Consider the following 21,041-nt stretch of genomic DNA (forward strand, 5'->3'; position numbering starts at 1 on the left):
GAATTCTGATTTTGATACCTTTCGGTATCGAATTGACTGTGCTGAATAAACTATGTTTATTCTGTTGGTCACTCAGTTCAATTGAGACTCTAAATTTGTTTGCGCCATCTAGCGAACTAGAATCTGCTGTTAGAACTCAATCTGTACGAGTGCCCACACAGATGATTGCTTCATATTTTTAAAGAACGTTTCGAAACATTTCGTTGTTTCGAGGGATGTGCATTCTAAGCATTCCCAATTTTTTGTCAACACTTAATTTTTAATTTCTTTGGCAGAAGTTTCGAACTTAAGTTTTACTTGACGCTAACTCGCTGCTGCTTTGCTTTTCAGCGTAGCGCCCCGTGTCAGTGGGGTCGCATTATAGGGCGATCCGATTTTAGTGCAACCCTTTTTTTAAAGAAAGTTGCGAAAAAACGTTTGTTCGAGCAAAAATAAAGCGAAACGCTTATTTTTGACACTTTTCTGTATGAAAAGAGAACAAAGAAGAGGTCTACTGTATCGTTTATGTGTGGTACCGCATGCTATCAATACGATTGAGGCACTATTTTATAAGTGGGGTTATCACTTAAGAAGGTTCGAGAACAGTTATTGAATTACTAGGAATGACTCTTTTTGTTGGTCACGATATAAAATCGCTGCTACGACAAAGAGTTTATCGCGAGGTAAACTCGCTCCCACCACAAAAATTCTATCTTTGAAATCGAGACGTAAAGTCACTGCTTCAACAAAGAGTTCATCTTTTAGAGCGTAATAATAAAAAGTCTGTACTCCTTATCGGAGAATGACCCTTTTCACTGGTCGCGATATAAAATCGCAGCTACAAAGCATTAAAAAAGGCCGAACTCCTATCAGAGAACGACCCTTTTCATTTATCGCGATATAAAATCGCATCTACAAGGCATTAAAAAAGGCCGCCAAAGCGACCTTTTTTATGTGTGTTACGACAATCTACAGATTACTCTTCGATTGTTGCTACAACACCAGCGCCTACTGTACGGCCACCTTCACGGATAGCGAAACGTAGACCTTCGTCCATCGCGATTGGTACGATTAGCTCAACAGTCATCTTGATGTTGTCGCCTGGCATTACCATTTCTACGCCGTCTGGTAGCTGGATGTCAAGTGAACTTAGTGTGCGGCTTGATTGAACCAGGCTTACATAGAACCTGACCACGCTCAACTTCGTCACGCTTAGTACCACGTAGTAGTGCACCGATGTTCTCACCCGCACGACCTTCGTCTAGAAGCTTACGGAACATCTCAACACCCGTACAAGTTGTCTTCGTAGTTTCTTTGATACCTACGATTTCTACTTCGTCGTTCACGTTGATGATACCAGCTTCTACACGGCCTGTTACTACTGTACCACGACCCTGGATTGAGAATACGTCTTCGATAGGCATGATGAATGGCTTATCGATGTCACGCTCTGGCTCTGGGATGTAAGAATCTAGTGCTTCTGCAAGCTCAACGATTTTGTCTTCCCACTCTTTCTCACCTTCTAACGCTTTAAGCGCAGAACCTTGGATTAGAGGTAGGTCATCACCTGGGAAGTCATACTCAGAAAGAAGTTCACGAACTTCCATCTCTACTAGCTCTAGTAGCTCTTCGTCGTCAACCATGTCACATTTGTTCATGAATACGATGATGTAAGGTACACCAACCTGACGAGAAAGTAGGATGTGCTCACGTGTTTGAGGCATAGGACCGTCAGTAGCAGCAACTACTAGGATCGCGCCGTCCATCTGTGCAGCACCTGTGATCATGTTTTTAACATAGTCAGCGTGTCCTGGACAGTCTACGTGTGCATAGTGACGAGTTGGTGTGTCATACTCAACGTGTGAAGTTGAGATTGTGATACCACGCTCACGCTCTTCTGGAGCGTTATCGATTGATGCGAAGTCTTTTGCTTCACCACCGTATACTTTTGCAAGTACGTTAGTGATTGCTGCAGTTAGAGTTGTTTTACCGTGGTCAACGTGGCCGATTGTACCTACGTTTACGTGCGGTTTTACGCGTTCAAACTTTTCTTTTGCCATTTTCAAATTTCCTATAAAGAAATTAAAGTCCAGCCCTAAGACCGGACCGAACTAAAATTACTTAACAGCGCGAGCTGCAATTATTGCATCAGCTACGTTTTTAGCCGCTTCAGCATACTTTAGGAATTCCATAGAGTATGATGCGCGCCCTTGTGTAGCGGAGCGTAAGTCTGTTGCATAGCCAAACATTTCAGAAAGTGGGACCTGAGCATTAATTTGCTTCGAGCCACCAAATGCTTCTTCCATGCCTTCAATTATGCCACGACGACGATTTAAGTCGCCTACTACATCACCCATGTTTTCTTCAGGAGTGATTACTTCTACTTTCATGACAGGCTCAAGTAGAACAGGGCTTGCTTCTAGCGCGCCTTTTCTAAAGCCCATCGAACCTGCGATCTTAAACGCCATCTCGTTTGAGTCAACATCGTGGAATGAACCATCAAACAAGGTAGCTTTAACACCCAATAGCGGATAACCTGCAAGAACACCTTGCTTCATCTGCTCTTGAATACCTTTATCAACCGCTGGGATATATTCTTTTGGTACTGTGCCACCAACGATTTCGTTAACGAATTCGTATATTGGTGCATCATCATCAGAAACATCCATTGGTTCTAGCTTCAACCAAACGTGACCATATTGACCACGACCACCAGATTGACGCACAAACTTACCTTCAGCTTCAACAGAAGCTCGGATAGTTTCGCGGTATGCAACCTGAGGCTTACCAACGTTACACACAACGTTAAACTCACGCTTCATACGATCGACAATGATATCTAAGTGAAGCTCACCCATACCAGAGATAATCGTCTGACCTGATTCTTCGTCCGTTTCTACACGGAATGAAGGATCTTCTGCTGCAAGTTTACCAAGTGCAACGCCCATTTTTTCTTGGTCAGCTACTGTTTTAGGTTCTACTGCGACTGAGATTACAGGCTCAGGGAACTCCATACGTTCTAACGTAATTGGCGCTTCTTGAGCACAAAGTGTATCACCAGTAGTTACATCTTTTAGGCCGATAGCAGCCGCGATGTCACCCGCATGAACTTCTTTAATCTCTTCACGCGAGTTAGAGTGCATTTGAACAATACGTCCAAAACGCTCTTTTTTACCTTTAACAGGATTTAGTACCGAATCACCCTGGCTAACTTTACCAGAGTAAACTCGGAAGAAAGTAAGTGTGCCAACGAATGGATCAGTTGCGATCTTAAATGCAAGCGCCGCAAACGGTGCATTATCGTCAGCTTCACGCGTATCTTCGGTTTCGTCTTCTAAGACACCTTGGATAGCTTTTACTTCAGTAGGCGACGGCATGAATTCAATCACAGCGTCAAGCACAGCCTGAACACCTTTGTTCTTGAATGCACTACCTGTCGTCATAGGCACAATTTCATTGGCCAATGTGCGTTGGCGAAGGGCTGATTTAATCTCTTCTTCGCTCAACTCACCATCTTCAAGATATTTTTCCATTAGTTCTTCAGAAGCTTCTGCAGCACTCTCAATTAGATGAGAGCGCCATTCTTCAGCTAGCTCAAGAAGATCTGCTGGGACCTCTTCATAGGTGAAAGTCATCCCCTGGTCTTCTTCATTCCAGTTAATTGCTTTCATCTTAATAAGGTCAATAACACCTTTAAATTCATCTTCAGCACCAATTGGTAACTGAATAGGCACAGGTGTAGCACCGAGACGTTTTTTAACTTGTTCAACTACAGACAAGAAGTCAGCACCTGTACGATCCATCTTATTGACGAAAATCATACGCGGCACTTCGTATTTGTTAGCCTGACGCCAAACGGTCTCAGTTTGCGGTTGCACACCTGATGAAGCACATAACACAACAACAGCACCATCAAGTACGCGCAATGAACGCTCTACTTCGATAGTAAAATCTACGTGTCCTGGAGTATCGATGATGTTAACACGATGCTCATCAAACTGAGCATCCATCCCTTTCCAGAAACACGTTGTTGCAGCAGAAGTGATCGTGATACCACGCTCTTGCTCCTGCTCCATCCAGTCCATAGTTGCGGCGCCGTCGTGTACTTCACCAATCTTATGAGAAAGACCAGTATAAAAAAGTACGCGCTCGGTCGTAGTTGTTTTACCCGCATCTACGTGAGCACATATACCGATGTTACGGTAGCGCTCAATCGGAGTTGTCCGTGCCATAATATCCTCTTAAAAGGTGTTAGCAGATTACCAACGGTAGTGAGCGAATGCTTTGTTCGCTTCAGCCATACGGTGAACGTCTTCACGTTTCTTAACCGCAGTGCCTTTGTTTTCAGCAGCGTCGATCATCTCTTGAGCAAGACGAAGACCCATTGATTTCTCGCCACGCTTACGTGCAGCTTCAACCAACCAACGCATACCTAGTGCGTTACGACGCACTGGACGTACTTCAACTGGTACTTGGTACGTTGAACCACCAACACGGCGAGATTTAACCTCTACCTGTGGGCGAACGTTATCAAGTGCAGCTTCAAAGATTTCTAGGTGCGACTTGCCTGATTTTTCAGCAGCCACGTCTAGCGCACCATATACGATTTTTTCAGCAGTAGATTTCTTGCCGTCAAGCATTACTACGTTAACGAATTTAGCAAGAAGCTCTGATCCGAACTTCGGATCTGGAAGAATTTTACGTTGACCTATTACGCGTCTTCTAGGCATTTTCTTTCTCCGGTATCTTCAGGTCCGTGTTAAACACGGATTCCCAAAACAATATATAAAAATTTAAAACTTAAGTGCTTGGCCTTACTAACGGAGAACCATTAGCCCTTAGGACGTTTTGCACCGTACTTAGAACGAGCCTGTCTACGGTCGTTTACGCCTGCACAGTCAAGTGCACCACGAACAGTGTGGAAACGCACACCTGGTAAGTCTTTAACACGACCACCACGGATTAGGATTACACTGTGCTCTTGTAGGTTGTGACCTTCACCACCAATGTATGAAGTTACTTCGAAACCGTTAGTTAAACGTACACGCGCTACTTTACGTAATGCAGAGTTTGGTTTCTTAGGTGTTGTTGTATATACACGAGTACATACACCACGCTTTTGTGGACAAGCTTTAAGAGCAGCAGAGTTGCTCTTTGTAACCTTGCTACGACGTGGCTTACGCACTAGCTGGTTAATAGTTGCCATTAAATAGCTCCTGAATTAATAAATTACTACTGAAAAATAAAATCTTACCATTTAAGTCAAATCCAGTTTTCTTGAACGACTAAAATGGGTGGCCGAATTTTAATGACCAAAGTTTAACCTGTCAACCAAAAGTCGTCATCAGCATTAAGTAAATGCATACCAATCGGTTGGTTTTGTCTGCGAAACTGTTGAAAGTTAACAAAAGTTAGCAATCACATTGAAAAACCTTTGTTGCAGTATACACATCGATGTGACGCTTTGATGGCAAATCGGACTGCGGAGTTGAGAATGCATAAAAAAGCCGCTGTATTCACACAGCGGCTTTTCAATCAATAAGCTAAATGGTGGGGATTACTCGTTACCACCTAGTAAATCAGCATTCAGTGCATCTGTTAGCGCTTGAGTTGCCTCTTCAGCACTTACAGTTTGTTCTTCAACAGCTGCTTCACCTTGCTTGCGACGGTTGATACGCTCTTCATGGTATGCGAAACCTGTACCCGCTGGGATCAAACGACCCACGATTACGTTTTCTTTCAGACCACGTAGCTCATCGCTCTTACCGTTAACCGCAGCTTCGGTTAGAACACGTGTCGTTTCCTGGAACGATGCCGCAGAAATGAACGATTCAGTCGCAAGTGACGCTTTAGTAATACCCATTAGCTGAATTTCAAACTTAGCTGGGATCTTACCTTGCATTTCTAGCTCACGGTTAGCGATGTTTACACGTGCAACTTCAGCTTGCTCGCCTGCTAGGAATTCACTGTCACCACCATCAAGGATGATACACTTACGAAGCATCTGACGAACGATAGTTTCAATGTGCTTATCGTTAATCTTTACACCCTGTAGGCGGTATACTTCTTGTACCTCGTTAGTGATGTAGTTAGATACATCAGTAACACCACGTAGACGCAGGATATCGTGTGGTGATTCTGGACCATCGGCAATAACTTCACCTTTAGCCACTTGCTCACCTTCGAACACGTTAAGCTGACGCCATTTCGGGATCATTTCTTCGTACGCATCACCCTCGTCAGGTGTGATCACAAGACGCTTCTTACCTTTAGTCTCTTTACCGAAGCTAACAGTACCTGTGATTTCTGCAAGAATTGCAGGATCTTTTGGTTTACGCGCTTCGAATAAGTCTGCAACTCGAGGTAGACCACCCGTGATGTCACGAGTCTTCGAACCTTCTTGTGGGATACGAGCCAATACAGAACCTGGTAGTACTGTTGCACCATCTGTGATTTCAATCGTTGTGAATGAAGGTAGGCGGATCTCTTGAAGACCACGCTCTTCGTTCTCAATGATTAGTTTAGGCTCTTTTGCGTTTACTTTCGCAAGATCCTTAACAACCACACGTGTTAGACCGGTTAATTCATCAGTCTGTGCTTCAGTGTTTGAATCATCGATATCGCTGAACGATACTTTTGACTCATGTTCAATGATGATTGGGTGGCTATGCGGGTCCCAAGTAGCGACGATGTCGTTACCTTTAACATCAGCACCATCTTGTACAGTTAATACTGCACCATAAGGTACTTTATAACGCTCTTTCTCACGACCGTGCTCATCGATTATCGTGATCTCGGTTGAACGAGATGTGATAACGATTTTGCCATCAGCATTGATTACAAATTTCGCATTGTGAAGTTTCAGATTACCATTGTTCTTAACTTGAACACTGTTCTCTGCAGAAGCTCGTGATGCCGCACCACCGATGTGGAATGTACGCATCGTAAGCTGTGTACCCGGCTCACCGATTGACTGTGCCGCGATTACACCAACTGCTTCACCAGGATTGATGATATGGCCACGCGCCAAGTCACGACCGTAACAGTGTGCACACACACCAAAGTCATTTTGACAGGTGATTACAGAACGTACTTTAACTTCGTCTACTGAGTGTTCTTCTAAAAGATCACACAGTTTTTCGTCAATCATTACGTTACGTGCAACAAGTACTTCAGTAGTACCTGGCTTACATACATCTTCAGCAACAACACGACCTAGTACTCGCTCGCGAAGTGGTTCTACAACGTCACCACCTTCGATTAGCGGCTTCATTACTAGACCTTCTTCGGTACCACAGTCTGATTCGTTGATAACCAAATCTTGTGCTACGTCTACTAGACGACGAGTTAGGTAACCCGAGTTCGCTGTCTTAAGTGCCGTATCCGCTAGACCTTTACGCGCACCGTGCGTCGAGATAAAGTACTGTAGTACGTTTAGACCTTCACGGAAGTTTGCTGTAATTGGCGTTTCGATGATTGAACCATCTGGACGTGCCATTAGACCACGCATACCCGCTAGCTGACGGATCTGAGCAGCACTACCACGAGCGCCCGAGTCTGCCATCATAAACACTGAGTTAAATGACGGTTGCTCTTCTTCGTTGCCTTCAGCGTTGATAACCGTTTCTTTTGAAAGGTTAGCCATCATCTCGCGAGAAAGGTTTTCGTTTACACGTGACCAGATATCGATAACTTTGTTGTACTTCTCACCGGCAGTTACAAGACCTGATTGGAACTGTTGGTTGATTTCTGCAACTTCAGCTTCCGCACGATCGATGATCTCACCTTTAGTTGGTGGGATTACCATGTCATTGATACCGATAGAAACACCAGACTTCATCGCGTAGTGGAAACCGGTATACATCACTTGGTCAGCAAAGATAACTGTATCTTTAAGACCTAGACGACGGTAACACTCATTAAGAAGACCAGAAATTTGTTTCTTACCTAGTGGCTTATTGATCAGTTCAAACGGCAAGCCTTCAGGGATATTCAATGAAAGGATTGCACGACCTACTGTCGTATCTACTAGGTGAGTTAACGTGCCGCGCTCACGTGTTTCTTCGTCGATAGTCACTTCTGTGATACGCACTTTAACACGAGCGTGAAGCTCAGCAGCACCTACACGGTATGCTTTTTCAGCTTCTTTAGCATCTTTAAATACAGTGCCTTCACCTTTACCGTTGATGCGATCGCGAGTCATGTAGTAAAGACCTAGTACAACGTCCTGTGAAGGAACGATGATTGGTTCACCGTTAGCTGGTGCTAGGATGTTGTTAGTAGACATCATCAATGCACGCGCTTCCAACTGCGCTTCAAGCGTCAGTGGGACGTGAACCGCCATTTGGTCACCATCGAAGTCAGCGTTATACGCCGCACATACTAGTGGGTGTAGGTGAATCGCTTTACCTTCGATAAGTACAGGTTCGAACGCTTGGATACCTAGACGGTGAAGTGTTGGCGCACGGTTAAGTAAAACCGGGTGCTCACGGATAACTTCGTCTAGTACGTCCCAAACCTCTGGTACTTCACGCTCAACCATCTTCTTCGCAGCTTTGATGGTTGTCGCCATGCCACGGCGCTCTAGTTTACCGTAGATAAATGGTTTGAATAGCTCAAGCGCCATCTTCTTAGGTAGACCACACTGATGTAGTTTCAGCGTAGGACCTACGGTGATAACAGAACGGCCTGAGTAGTCAACACGCTTACCTAGAAGGTTTTGACGGAAACGACCTTGCTTACCTTTAATCATGTCTGCAAGCGACTTAAGTGGACGCTTGTTAGAACCCGTAATCGCACGGCCACGACGACCATTATCAAGTAGCGCATCAACCGCTTCTTGAAGCATACGTTTTTCGTTACGTACGATGATGTCTGGCGCAGCTAGGTCAAGAAGACGCTTCAAACGGTTGTTACGGTTGATCACTCGACGGTAAAGGTCGTTCAGATCTGAAGTCGCAAAACGACCGCCATCTAGTGGTACTAGAGGACGTAGATCTGGTGGAAGAACTGGTAGCACACTCATTACCATCCACTCAGGGTTATTACCTGATTGGTGGAACGCTTCCATTAGTTTAAGACGCTTAGTGATTTTCTTACGCTTAGTTTCAGAGTTGATTGTTGGCAACTCTTCACGCATTTCAGCGATTAACTGACCAAGGTCTAGCTCGCGAAGTAGATCAAGTACAGCTTCTGCACCCATCTTCGCTTCAAACTCATCACCGTGCTCTTCAAGTGCATCTAGGTATTCTTCTTCACCTAGTAATTGACCACGCTCAAGCGTAGTCATACCTGGCTCAGTTACCACGAATGATTCGAAATAAAGTACGCGCTCAATGTCACGAAGCGTCATGTCTAGCATTAGGCCAATACGTGACGGAAGTGATTTCAAGAACCAAATATGCGCAACTGGGCTAGCCAGCTCGATGTGACCCATACGGTCACGACGTACTTTTGTTAGCGTTACTTCAACGCCACACTTTTCACAGATAACACCACGGTGCTTCAAGCGCTTGTATTTACCACACAAACACTCGTAATCTTTTACTGGGCCGAAGATACGGGCACAGAATAAGCCATCACGCTCAGGCTTGAAAGTACGGTAGTTGATTGTCTCAGGTTTCTTTACTTCACCGTAAGACCATGAACGCACCATGTCTGGCGAAGCAAGACCAATGCGAATTGCATCGAATTCTTCGGTCTTATTTTGTTGCTTCAGAAACTTAAGTAAGTCTTTCACCTTAGCTCTCCTGTCGGAGGTTAATCTTGAGGGCAAGCCAAGCCTGCCCCTACATTCTTTTCAGTCCGGTTGCAGTTATGCAACGCCGCAGCGCACTGCGGCGGTCGGATTAAACTTCTTCCAACTCGATGTTGATACCTAGCGAGCGGATTTCTTTCAACAGTACGTTGAACGACTCAGGCATACCCGGTTCCATCTTGTGGTTACCGTCTACGATGTTCTTGTACATCTTAGTACGACCGTTTACGTCATCCGACTTCACTGTCAACATTTCTTGTAGCGTGTAGGCAGCACCGTATGCTTCAAGTGCCCATACCTCCATCTCACCGAAACGCTGACCACCGAACTGTGCCTTACCACCCAGCGGTTGCTGAGTAACTAGGCTGTAAGAACCTGTTGAACGCGCGTGCATCTTGTCATCAACAAGGTGGTTCAGTTTCAGCATGTACATGTAGCCTACTGTTACTTGACGCTCAAATGCATCACCAGTACGACCATCATATAACGTTACCTGACCACTTCTTGGATAACCACCAAGTTCTAGCATGTCTTTGATTTCAGCTTCACGTGCACCATCAAATGCTGGTGTTGCGATTGGTAGACCACCTTTAAGGTTTTCTGCCAAGCGACGGATTTCATCATCAGAGAAGTTAGCAATATCTACTTTCTGACGGCAGTCACCGATTTCGTAAGCTTTTCTGATGAATTCGCGTAGCTCGTGTATTTCACGTTGCTCTTTCATCATTTCTTCAAGACGTTCACCGATACCACGAGCAGCTAGACCCATGTGAGTTTCTAGGATCTGACCGATGTTCATACGAGATGGTACACCCAGCGGGTTAAGTACGATATCTACAGTACGGCCTTTGTCATCGTAAGGCATGTCTTCAACAGGAACGATAGTTGAGATTACACCCTTGTTACCGTGACGACCCGCCATCTTATCACCAGGTTGGATACGACGTTTAACAGCTAGGTATACTTTAACAATCTTAAGTACGCCAGGCGCTAAGTCATCACCTTGAGTGATCTTACGACGCTTGTTCTCGAAACGCTTGTCGTAGTCAGCTTTAAGCTCGTCATACTGCGCTGCTAGTTGCTCAAGCTCTGCTTGATGCTCTTCGTCAGCAAGGCTTTGTGTCAATAGCTTCTCAGTGTTAAAGCCTGCAAGTTGCTCTTCACTCATACCTGCTTTGATAAGTAGGTTACGAGCGTGAGTCAAGATACCGCCTTCAAGGATTCTGAACTCTTCGTTGAAGTCTTTCTTCGCTTCACGAAGCTGCATATCTTCAACTTCTAGCGCACGTTTGTCTTTTTCAACACCGTCACGCGTAAACACTTGTACGTCGATAACCGTACCAGATACAGAGTTCGGTACACGTAACGAGCTATCTTTAACGTCAGACGCTTTTTCACCAAAGATAGCACGTAGTAGCTTTTCTTCAGGAGTTAGTTGCGTTTCACCTTTAGGCGTCACTTTACCTACAAGGATGTCGCCGCCTTTCACTTCAGCACCAATGTATACAACGCCTGATTCATCAAGCTTACCTAGTGCAGACTCACCTACGTTTGGAATATCCGCAGTGATTTCTTCTGGACCAAGCTTAGTATCACGAGCAATACACTGAAGCTCTTGAATGTGGATAGTCGTTAGACGATCTTCTTTTACAACATTCTCTGAAAGTAGGATTGAATCCTCGAAGTTGTAACCATTCCAAGGCATGAACGCTACGCGTAGGTTCTGACCAAGTGCTAAGTCACCTAGGTCTGTTGAAGGACCATCAGCAAGCACGTCACCACGTACTACCGGCTCACCAACCATACAAGTTGGTTTCTGGTTGATACAAGTGTTTTGGTTTGAGCGTGTGTACTTAGTTAAGTTATAGATATCGATGCCCGCTTCACCTTGGATGCGCTCGTCTTCATTAACGTTAACAACAATACGGCTCGCATCAGCATACTTAACGATACCGCCACGCTTAGCAACGATTGTTACACCAGAGTCTTTCGCTAGTGTACGCTCAATACCAGTACCAACTAGCGGCTTATCAGCACGTAGTGTAGGTACAGCTTGACGTTGCATGTTCGATCCCATCAATGCGCGGTTCGCGTCATCGTGTTCTAGGAATGGAATAAGCGCTGCAGCCACAGAGATTACCTGCTGTGGAGATACGTCCATATACTGAATGCTGTCGCTTGGCATAAAGGTTGATTCACCTTTAAAGCGACATGGAATCAGTTCTTCAGCAAATTGGTTGTCATCAGTTAGCGTTGTATTCGCCTGTGCGATAACGAACTGACCTTCTTCAATTGCTGAAAGGTAATCAACATCGTCTGTAACGATTCCGTCTACTACTTTGCGGTATGGAGTCTCTAGGAAACCATAGTCGTTTGTACGCGCGTAAGTAGATAGCGAGTTGATTAGACCGATGTTTGGACCTTCAGGCGTTTCGATAGGACAAACACGACCGTAGTGCGTTACGTGTACGTCACGTACTTCGAAACCAGCACGTTCACGAGTTAGACCACCCGGACCTAATGCAGAAATACGACGTTTATGCGTCACTTCTGAAAGCGGGTTGTTCTGGTCCATAAATTGTGAAAGCTGTGAAGAACCAAAGAATTCTTTTACTGCTGCAGAAATCGGCTTAGCGTTGATCAAATCCTGTGGCATAACGTTATCTAGGTCACCAAGACTTAGACGCTCACGTACTGCACGCTCAACACGTACAAGACCTACACGGAATTGGTTTTCAGCCATTTCACCTACTGAACGGATACGACGGTTACCTAAGTGGTCGATATCGTCCACATCACCTTTACCGTTACGGATGTCGATCAATACCTTCATCACGCTAACGATATCTTCTTTAGATAACGTACCCTCACCTTCGTCTGAATCATAACCAACACGGCTATTAAACTTCATACGACCTACTGTTGATAGATCATAGCGCTCTTCAGAGAAGAATAGGTTGTCGAATAACGCTTCTGCAGCTTCTTTTGTTGGTGGCTCACCCGGGCGCATCATGCGATAGATTTCCACCAATGCTTCTAGGCGATTATTAGTAGAGTCAACACGTAATGTCTCTGACATGTACGCACCACTGTCTACTTCGTTGATGTAAAGCGTATCGATCTTTGAGTGACCCGCCTTCACCAATTCAGCCATAAGCTCTAGTGATAACTCGGCATTCGCTTCTGCGATCACTTCGCCTGTCGATTCGTCGATGTAGTTTTTAGCAACAACACGGCCGATGATGTACTCATGTGGTACCTCAAGAGTATCTATACCTTGCTTTTCGATGCTCTTAATATGGCGTGCGGTAATACGACGGCCTTTTTCAACCAAGACGTCACCGTTTGCATCTTTAATATCAAATGCAGCAGTTTCACCACGTAGGCGTGAAGGCACAAGTTCCATCAACACTTTGCCATCTTTTACTTCGAAACTTGTTGTTTCAAAGAATAGTGCCAAGATTTCGTCTGAAGTGAATTCTAGTGCACGTAAGATGATAGATGCTGGTAGTTTACGGCGACGGTCAATACGAACGTAAAGGTTATCTTTAACGTCGAATTCAAAGTCAAGCCATGAGCCACGGTAAGGGATCACACGAGCGTTATATAACACTTTACCAGATGAGTGTGATTTACCACGGTCGTTATCAAAGAATACACCAGGTGAACGGTGTAGCTGAGAAACGATAACACGCTCAGTACCATTGATAACAAAAGTACCGGTGTCTGTCATGAGCGGGATTTCGCCCATGTAAACTTCTTGCTCTTTTATGTCTTTGACTGTGCCAGGTGCATCTTTGTCCATTAGCACAAGACGTAGTTTAACGCGAAGTGGAGCAGAATATGTCACACCGCGAATTTGACATTCTTTAACGTCAAATACTGGCTCGCCAATACGATAACTGACGTATTGAAGTTCAGAGTTGCCCGAGTAGCTCTTGATAGGGAATACAGAACGGAATGCAGCTTCCAGTCCAGTATCGCCATCGGCATCAGGCGCAATGAACTTATCGAACGATTCCAACTGCATTTGCAGTAGGAAAGGTATGTCCAAAACCTGTGGACGTTTACCAAAATCCTTACGGATACGTTTCTTTTCAGAATAAGAGTAAGCCATGGGGTTCCTCAGCTTGCTGATCTTTGACCCAACCTGTCCAAAATTGAACAGACTTCACTGGCATCTAAGCCATGATAACAACATCTAAATTGTCACACTAATTTACTCAACTAACGGCTTAAAGGAGCACAATTCAGGCTCTATTCAAATCGTTAATGTTACCAAATCAGTGTTACTTCAAATGCCATTGCGATTTTCAACAAAAACTTCTAAGTTATTGAAAATTACAGTGAAATTCGAAGATTTATGCACGATAGAAATGTATATCTCTATAGCGCAAAAGGGCCGGTGATTAAATAATCACCAGCCCTTGCCTGATTTCTCAGGCAGCGAACCTAGCGGGAGCTAGATTACTTGATCTCAACTTCAGCACCAGCTTCTTCAAGATCTTTCTTAAGCGCTTCAGCTTCTTCCTTAGATACACCTTCTTTGATAGGTGCAGGAGCAGACTCAACTAGCGCTTTAGCTTCTTTAAGGCCTAGACCTGTTGCGCCACGTACCGCTTTGATTGCAGCAACTTTGTTACCGCCAGCAGCAGCTAGGATTACGTCGAACTCAGTCTTTTCTTCAGCAGCTTCAGCAGGACCAGCAGCAACAACAGCAGCAGCTGCAGTTACACCGAACTTCTCTTCCATAGCTTCAACTAGTTCAACAACTTCCATTACTGACATTTCAGCAATAGCGTCAAGGATTTGGTCTTTAGTTACAGACATTTCAAATTTCCTAATTATTTACGAACCCATGCGGTTCAAAAAATTTATTAAAGAAAGGAGCATTGCTTAGATTAAGCAGCTTGCTCAGCTTTCTGTACACGTACCGCTTCAATTGTTTTACACAATTTGCCAGCAGACGCTTCTTTCATAGCGCTCATTAAGCGTGCAACAGCTTCGTCGTAAGTAGGTAGCTTAGCAAGCATATCTACATCAACGATTTTGCCTTCGAATGCAGCAGTTTTAAGCTCAAATGCTTCGTTCTTTTTCGCGAAATCTGCAAAGATACGCGCAGCAGCACCAGGGTGCTCTGAAGAGAAAGCGATAAGGCTTGGGCCAACTAGTGATTCGTTAAGGCATTCGTAATCAGTGCCTTCAACAGCACGTTTAGCTAGGGTGTTACGAACAACTTTCATCCATACACCAGCTTCACGAGCTTCTTTACGAAGAGCAGTGATTGCACCTACTGTTACACCACGAGAATCAGCAACAACTGCTGAAAGAGCACCTTTGGCAGCTTCGTTGACTTCAGCAACAATTGCTTTTTTGTCTTGAAGATTTAAAGCCATGGGTGTTACTCCTGGTTTATAGAAAAACACATATATGTTTTTCAGTTCTACTCTACTCTGCTAAAAACTTTAGCAGAGATGCTTTTTACGGCGAGAGCCAGAAGATTAGGAAAATCTAGCTGGGATTCACACCGTCTACGTAGGACGATTAAGGCCGAAGCCACCTACGGTCTTGGACGGAAGCGCAATTTATCGATTCATTGTAGACCATGATGGAAACAATTTTCGAAATTATGCGCTTCAACCCGAATTCTTTGCTTTGTAAAGAAGCACACTTCTCTACAAAATGGCGCAAAATTATAGTCTAATTTTTACGCCATGTAAACGCTAAACTCTAAATTATACTACTTGAGTATTTAGAGTAGCTTGGTCTAAAGCAACACCAGCACCCATCGTAGTAGAGATGCTTACTTTCTTCACGAAAGTACCTTTTGCAGTAGAAGGCTTAGCCTTCTTAAGCGCGATGATTAGCGCTTCAAGGTTTTCTTGAAGTTGGTTAGCGTCAAAGTCTACTTTACCGATAGTAGTGTGGATGATACCGTTCTTATCGTTACGGTAGCGAACCTGACCAGCTTTAGCGTTCTTAACAGCTTCTGCAACGTTAGGCGTTACAGTACCTGTCTTAGGGTTAGGCATAAGACCACGTGGACCTAGGATTTGACCTAGTTGACCAACAACGCGCATTGCATCAGGAGAAGCAACAACAACGTCAAAGTTCATTTCGCCTTTCTTAACTTGCTCTGCAAGGTCTTCCATACCTACTAAATCAGCACCAGCTTCTTTAGCAGCTTCTGCATTTGCACCTTGAGTGAATACTGCTACGCGTACATCACGACCAGTACCGTGAGGTAGTACAGTTGCACCACGTACGTTTTGGTCAGATTTACGAGCATCGATACCTAGGTTTACAGCAACGTCAACACTTTCAACGAACTTAGCAGTAGCAAGTTCTTTTAGAAGAGCAACAGCTTCGTTGATTTCGTACTCTTTAGTCGCATCCACTTTCTCGCGGATAGTACGCATACGCTTAGTTAATTTAGCCATTTTCAATTACTCCTCTACGTTCAAGCCCATTGCACGTGCAGAACCTGCAATCGTGCGTACAGCTGCGTCCATATCAGCAGCAGTAAGATCTGGACGTTTCGTCTCAACGATCTCTTCAAGTTGAGCACGAGTAACTGTACCAACTTTTTCAGTGTTAGGACGACCAGAACCAGACTTGATACCAGCAGCCTTCTTAAGAAGGTATGCCGCAGGTGGAGTCTTCATTTCAAAAGTGAAAGAACGGTCACTGTAAACAGAAATAACAACAGGAACAGGTGCGCCTTTTTCGATAGACTCTGTACGTGCGTTAAACGCTTTACAGAATTCCATGATGTTTACACCGTGTTGACCTAGTGCAGGACCTACTGGAGGACTAGGGTTAGCCATACCAGCAGCAACTTGTAGCTTGATTAGAGCTTCAACTTTTTTAGCCATGATAATACCTCAATTGTGGGTCTTTGCCTCGTGCGCGCGAGGACGCGTACTCAAACGGCTTCCCAGTTAAAAAATTCAGTCTTTTTGCCGCATATTTTTGCGTACAACAAAAAGGCCGCTGATTATAGATTAATCAGCGGCCTTTGACAACTTTTTCAAGTTAGAATTTATTTGTCTTTCTCAACCTGACCAAACTCTAGGTCTACAGGCGTTGAACGACCGAAAATAAGTACCGATACTTTCAGGCGACTCTTTTCGTAATCCACTTCTTCAACCACACCATTGAAGTCAGCAAATGGGCCATCTGTAACACGAACCACTTCACCCGGCTCAAATAATGTGGCAGGTTTCGGTGCTTCAGCATTTTCTTGTAGACGGTTAAGAATACGATCCGCTTCTTTTTGACTGATCGGTGCAGGACGGTCTGACGTACCACCAACAAAGCCCATTACACGAGGTGTGCTATTCACCAAGTGCCAAGACGCATCATCCATCACCATTTGAACTAATACATAACCAGGGAAGAATTTACGTTCAGATTTACGTTTCTGACCTGCACGCATTTCAACCACTTCTTCAGTCGGCACAAGGATCTCACCGAATAGGTCTTCTAACCCTTCGATTTTAATATGCTCGATAATGGTTTGTGCTACACGTTTTTCAAAACCTGAAAACGCTTGGATCACGTACCAACGTAATTTCTTTTCTTTGTTCTCATCCGACATGGGATCAGATCTCCAATCCAGTTAAAAAGCCTACTGCACGGAAAAGTATACCATCTAATCCCCAAAGGATTAATGCCATAATCACCGTTGCAATGATCACGATGAAAGTAGTGTGAGTCGCTTCCTGACGCGTTGGCCAGATAACTTTACGTACTTCGATACGTGATTCTTTAGCAAAAGCGATAAAGGTACGGCCTTTTTCAGTCGTTACCAAAATGCCCAAAGCCGCAGCGATAGCTGCAACTACGCCTACAGCGCGTACTAAAACAGATAAATCGGCATATAGATAATTACCAACTACGGCACCAGTTAGAAGTGCAATAGCAGCTAGCCACTTTACCGTGTCCATCGAGCTTGACGAGTTTTCAACATTAGTGCTCATAATCAATTTTACCTTAAATACAGACACAACAACCCTGCATAGAACAGGGTAAATCCATTCAATCCAAATTTACAAATAAGCGACTTAAGTGGTTTTGGGTCACGTTATTTTAAATGTGGACTTGTTGCTGAATTGGCAGGGGCGGCAGGACTCGAACCCGCAACCATCGGTTTTGGAGACCGCTGTTCTACCAATTGGAACTACGCCCCTGCAAAGTGGATGCCCATTATACTGACGAAGCAAACGAAAACAAGTGTAAAAGATATGCAAAGTAACATTTAATCTAAACTTGGTTTTGCGACGGCTTTAGAAAAGACGCAATAAATCTCCGTGATAAAAATCACAAAGCACCCAAACTTGCTCAAATGGATGACAATCAGGGATCTCCCAAGCGGCTTTTAAGCGCTTAAAATCGTCAAGATGATAAATTGGGCTGGCATTTCGAATTAACAACCAAACACGTTGTGAATCATAGTGTTTTTTGGCTTTTTGATTGAGCAGCCGCTGTAAGCCGATACTCAATTGATCGGAGTCAGCGGCTTGACTCATTGCTGCCAGCTCTCTTTGCGTGGAGAGAGACAGAGGACGCCCAAGCACAGCCATCGCTTCTTTCTCACTGGCATAAAAATGGGCTATTTCTATATCAAGCTGTGTTTTTCCTTGATAACAACTGACGTCCGGTTTATTGGGCTCATTGTGCCAAATATGGCGCATATGCACTGCAAACTGCTTTTCATAACTGCGTAAAAACAGTTTAGCCGCGTCATGCTCAAGTTTTACCTTTTCTGCTTCACTCGCTCTGTCCATTCACAACCACTGCTACATCACTCAATAGGCTTGAAGCACCGAATCTAAAATTATTGGCATTGAGCCACTCGGCCCCCATAATTTCTTCCGTCAATCGTAAATATCGCTGCGCTTCAATTACTGACTTTACTCCACCGGCCGCTTTAAATCCAACCGATTTACCGCTGCTTTTGATTGTCTTAAGGATAACTTCTGCCGCTTCTGGTGTAGCATTGACAGCAACCTTTCCTGTACTTGTTTTAACAAAGTCCGCGCCCGCCATAATGGCAAGCTGCGCGGCCTCCGCAATGAGCTTTGGTTTGGCCAATACGCCACTTTCGATGATGACCTTAAGCTTTGCTTTACCTTGACAAGCGAGCTTACTCGAGTGCACGTATTGCCAAGGTGTATCTGGATCACCCGCCATGAGCTGCTGATAAGGAAGCACAAGATCGATTTCGTCCGCGCCATCAGCGATTGCTGAATGAGTTTGTGCAAGGACCTGTTGGAGTTTTTGCTCTCCAGATGGGAAGTTGGTCACCGTTGCTACTTTTATCTGCGACCACTCACGCTTTTCCAACTCTTCTTTTACTAACGTCACAAACTGCGGATACACACAAATCGCCGCTGGTAGTCCTATATCAGGGTTAATGCTATTCAATAACGCGAGAATACTTGCCGGCGTATCGTCCTCTTTCAACGAGGTCAAATCCATTAAACTCAGCGACAACCGAGCATCAGATTGTAAAGTCATTACTGTGTTCCTTTTCACTCTATGTAATAAGCCTAGTTAAATGCATACAGCAACACCAACAATAGGACAAATGTCCGCATACAATTACCTCTCGGACGCTGTTTCTTCTATTGTTCATAAAATGAATATCTCATAACCAAACACTATAATCATAAAATCACGGTAAAATACTGGCTAACTATATGAAATAAAAAGAAACCAAGGTTTAACCACTTTTTTTATAACTTTTGGTTATATGGAGTCGGTTTAAATTATTTTTTCCCACATTTGCAACTCTATATGCTGCGCCCTATTACTAATATCAATCAATATTGATATTAACCGTCGTGATGTTTAGCAGAGGTTATCGTGCAATACTTGCCAATTTTTACCAAACTAGAAAATAAACCTGTATTAATTGTAGGTGGTGGTGAGGTTGCGCTGAGAAAGTGCCGCGCCTTTTTAAAAGCCAACGCAGCAGTCACTTTGGTTTCACCTGAGTTTTGCGCTGAGCTTTTATCACTAGCTGCGGATTCAAGCGTTGCACTTCGACATAAGCCGTTTGATGCATCAGACTTAAACAATGCTATGTTAGTCGTTGCGGCAACGGATATTGAAGCAGTAAATGCAGAGGTGGCAGAGCTTGCTGAAGCTCGCAACCTTTTCGTTAACGTGGTCGACGACCAACCAAAGTGCAATTTTATTTTCCCTTCAATCGTGGATAGAAACCCTATAACGATTGCCATATCCAGTGCTGGAACTGCGCCCGTCCTTGCAAGACGATTACGAGAAAAGTTAGAAACCCTTATTCCACAGCATATTGGTCCGCTGGCAACGCTTGTCGGTCAATTCAGACATAAAGTGAAAGCGCGTTTTAAACACTTTGCTGACCGCCGTCAGTTTTGGGAATCCGTCTTTGATTCAAATGTGGTAAGTGAAGTACAAGCTGGTAACAATGAAAATGCACAAATTCAGCTTGAAGTCATGCTGAAACACACCCCCTCCCCTGAAGGCGAGGTTTATGTCGTCGGTGCAGGTCCTGGCGACCCAGAGCTACTGACACTTAAGGCATTACAACTAATGCAGCAAGCCGATGTTGTGGTTTATGACTACCTGGTATCTGACGAAATCATGGAGCTTGTGCGCCGTGACGCTGATTTAATCTGCGTAGGAAAAAAAGCCGGTAATCATAGTGTTAAGCAAGAACACACCAACAAGATTTTGGTTGATTTAGCCAAACAAGGTAAAAAGGTTTGTAGAATAAAAGGCGGCGACCCATTTATTTACGGTCGCGGTGGCGAAGAAGTCCAAGTATTGGCCGAAAATAACGTGAAATATCAAATTGTTCCGGGTATTACGGCTGCTGCAGGGTGTAGCGCGTACGCTGGTATTCCATTAACTCATAGAGATCATGCTCAAGCTATTCAATTTGTGACAGGGCATTGCAAGCAAGATGGACAAGAACTCGACTGGGAAGGCTTAGCTAAGGCGAATCAAACGCTTGCTGTATACATGGGAGTGATTAAATCGCCGCATATTCAGGCGCAACTACTCGAACATGGTCGCTCGCCGAATACACCTGTAGCAATTGTTGAGAATGGCACGCGCAAATCTCAACGTGTCGTAAGAACACAATTAGATCAACTTGCACAGACCATTACTACGCATGATATTCAGTCACCAGCACTATTGATTATTGGTGAAGTAGCAGCATTACATGAGCAATTAGCTTGGTTTAATAAGAACAATCAAATCAGTAGCTTTGCTCAACCCATTACGCAAGTGGCGTAATTAAAGTACAAGA

General features: G+C 44.3%; 14 protein-coding genes, 1 tRNA gene and 1 pseudogene. 1 reads left to right on the forward strand and 15 read right to left on the reverse strand.

Going from position 1 to position 21,041, the window contains the following annotated elements; genetic code table 11:
• Nucleotides 1-955: 955 nt before the first annotated feature.
• The 15 genes and pseudogenes from tuf to deoC all read right to left on the reverse strand — a co-directional run bounded on the left by tuf (nucleotide 956) and on the right by deoC (nucleotide 19,258).
• Nucleotides 956-2,039 (reverse strand): annotated as a pseudogene (gene tuf / locus L1D50_RS04770) (elongation factor Tu).
• Between the two features lie 57 nt (nucleotides 2,040-2,096).
• Nucleotides 2,097-4,211: an elongation factor G gene (gene fusA / locus L1D50_RS04775; protein WP_128725815.1), complete on the reverse strand. Its 2,115-nt coding sequence runs from the start codon at nucleotides 4,209-4,211 to the stop codon at nucleotides 2,097-2,099.
• Between the two features lie 27 nt (nucleotides 4,212-4,238).
• The gene (gene rpsG / locus L1D50_RS04780) at nucleotides 4,239-4,709 is read right to left on the reverse strand and encodes a 30S ribosomal protein S7 (RefSeq protein ID WP_099031881.1); all 471 of its coding nucleotides are present in this window, start codon (nucleotides 4,707-4,709) and stop codon (nucleotides 4,239-4,241) included.
• Nucleotides 4,710-4,810: 101 nt separating this feature from the next.
• Nucleotides 4,811-5,185 (reverse strand): 30S ribosomal protein S12, encoded by a 375-nt coding sequence (gene rpsL / locus L1D50_RS04785; protein WP_010367657.1) that lies wholly within the window; start codon nucleotides 5,183-5,185, stop codon nucleotides 4,811-4,813.
• 351 nt (nucleotides 5,186-5,536) lie between these two features.
• Complete coding sequence (rpoC, locus tag L1D50_RS04790; protein ID WP_128725816.1) at nucleotides 5,537-9,718, reverse strand: DNA-directed RNA polymerase subunit beta'; 4,182 nt, start codon at nucleotides 9,716-9,718, stop codon at nucleotides 5,537-5,539.
• 109 nt (nucleotides 9,719-9,827) lie between these two features.
• On the reverse strand, nucleotides 9,828-13,853 hold the full coding sequence (gene rpoB / locus L1D50_RS04795; protein WP_128725817.1) for a DNA-directed RNA polymerase subunit beta: 4,026 nt from the start codon (nucleotides 13,851-13,853) through the stop codon (nucleotides 9,828-9,830).
• Between the two features lie 350 nt (nucleotides 13,854-14,203).
• Nucleotides 14,204-14,566 carry a 50S ribosomal protein L7/L12 gene (rplL, locus tag L1D50_RS04800; RefSeq protein ID WP_070982798.1) on the reverse strand — a complete coding sequence of 121 codons (363 nt, stop codon included), beginning with the start codon at nucleotides 14,564-14,566 and terminating at the stop codon, nucleotides 14,204-14,206.
• 71 nt (nucleotides 14,567-14,637) lie between these two features.
• Nucleotides 14,638-15,132 carry a 50S ribosomal protein L10 gene (gene rplJ, locus L1D50_RS04805; RefSeq protein ID WP_128725818.1) on the reverse strand — a complete coding sequence of 165 codons (495 nt, stop codon included), beginning with the start codon at nucleotides 15,130-15,132 and terminating at the stop codon, nucleotides 14,638-14,640.
• 339 nt (nucleotides 15,133-15,471) lie between these two features.
• Nucleotides 15,472-16,176, reverse strand: a complete 705-nt coding sequence (rplA, locus tag L1D50_RS04810) for a 50S ribosomal protein L1 (RefSeq protein WP_010376228.1) — start codon at nucleotides 16,174-16,176, stop codon at nucleotides 15,472-15,474.
• A gap of 6 nt (nucleotides 16,177-16,182) precedes the next feature.
• Nucleotides 16,183-16,611, reverse strand: a complete 429-nt coding sequence (gene rplK, locus L1D50_RS04815) for a 50S ribosomal protein L11 (protein ID WP_010376229.1) — start codon at nucleotides 16,609-16,611, stop codon at nucleotides 16,183-16,185.
• Between the two features lie 167 nt (nucleotides 16,612-16,778).
• Nucleotides 16,779-17,336, reverse strand: coding sequence for a transcription termination/antitermination protein NusG (nusG, locus tag L1D50_RS04820; protein ID WP_010376230.1), 558 nt, complete (start codon nucleotides 17,334-17,336; stop codon nucleotides 16,779-16,781).
• A gap of 4 nt (nucleotides 17,337-17,340) precedes the next feature.
• On the reverse strand, nucleotides 17,341-17,718 hold the full coding sequence (gene secE / locus L1D50_RS04825) for a preprotein translocase subunit SecE (RefSeq protein ID WP_010376231.1): 378 nt from the start codon (nucleotides 17,716-17,718) through the stop codon (nucleotides 17,341-17,343).
• Nucleotides 17,719-17,851: 133 nt separating this feature from the next.
• Nucleotides 17,852-17,928: transfer RNA gene (locus tag L1D50_RS04830), tRNA-Trp, on the reverse strand.
• Between the two features lie 96 nt (nucleotides 17,929-18,024).
• Complete coding sequence (locus L1D50_RS04835; protein WP_138580381.1) at nucleotides 18,025-18,525, reverse strand: hypothetical protein; 501 nt, start codon at nucleotides 18,523-18,525, stop codon at nucleotides 18,025-18,027.
• Nucleotides 18,509-19,258 carry a deoxyribose-phosphate aldolase gene (deoC, locus tag L1D50_RS04840; RefSeq protein WP_128725820.1) on the reverse strand — a complete coding sequence of 250 codons (750 nt, stop codon included), beginning with the start codon at nucleotides 19,256-19,258 and terminating at the stop codon, nucleotides 18,509-18,511. The genes L1D50_RS04835 and deoC overlap by 17 nt, the downstream gene beginning before the upstream one ends.
• A gap of 348 nt (nucleotides 19,259-19,606) precedes the next feature.
• On the opposite strand from deoC, the gene cysG reads away from it, so the two are divergent.
• Entirely contained in the window at nucleotides 19,607-21,028 is a 1,422-nt protein-coding gene (gene cysG, locus L1D50_RS04845) for a siroheme synthase CysG (protein WP_128725821.1), read from the forward strand.
• Nucleotides 21,029-21,041 lie beyond the last annotated feature (13 nt).

Origin of the sequence: Pseudoalteromonas sp. Isolate6 (assembly GCF_022398435.1) — a bacterium.
In the GTDB taxonomy this organism is placed as follows: domain Bacteria; phylum Pseudomonadota; class Gammaproteobacteria; order Enterobacterales; family Alteromonadaceae; genus Pseudoalteromonas; species Pseudoalteromonas galatheae.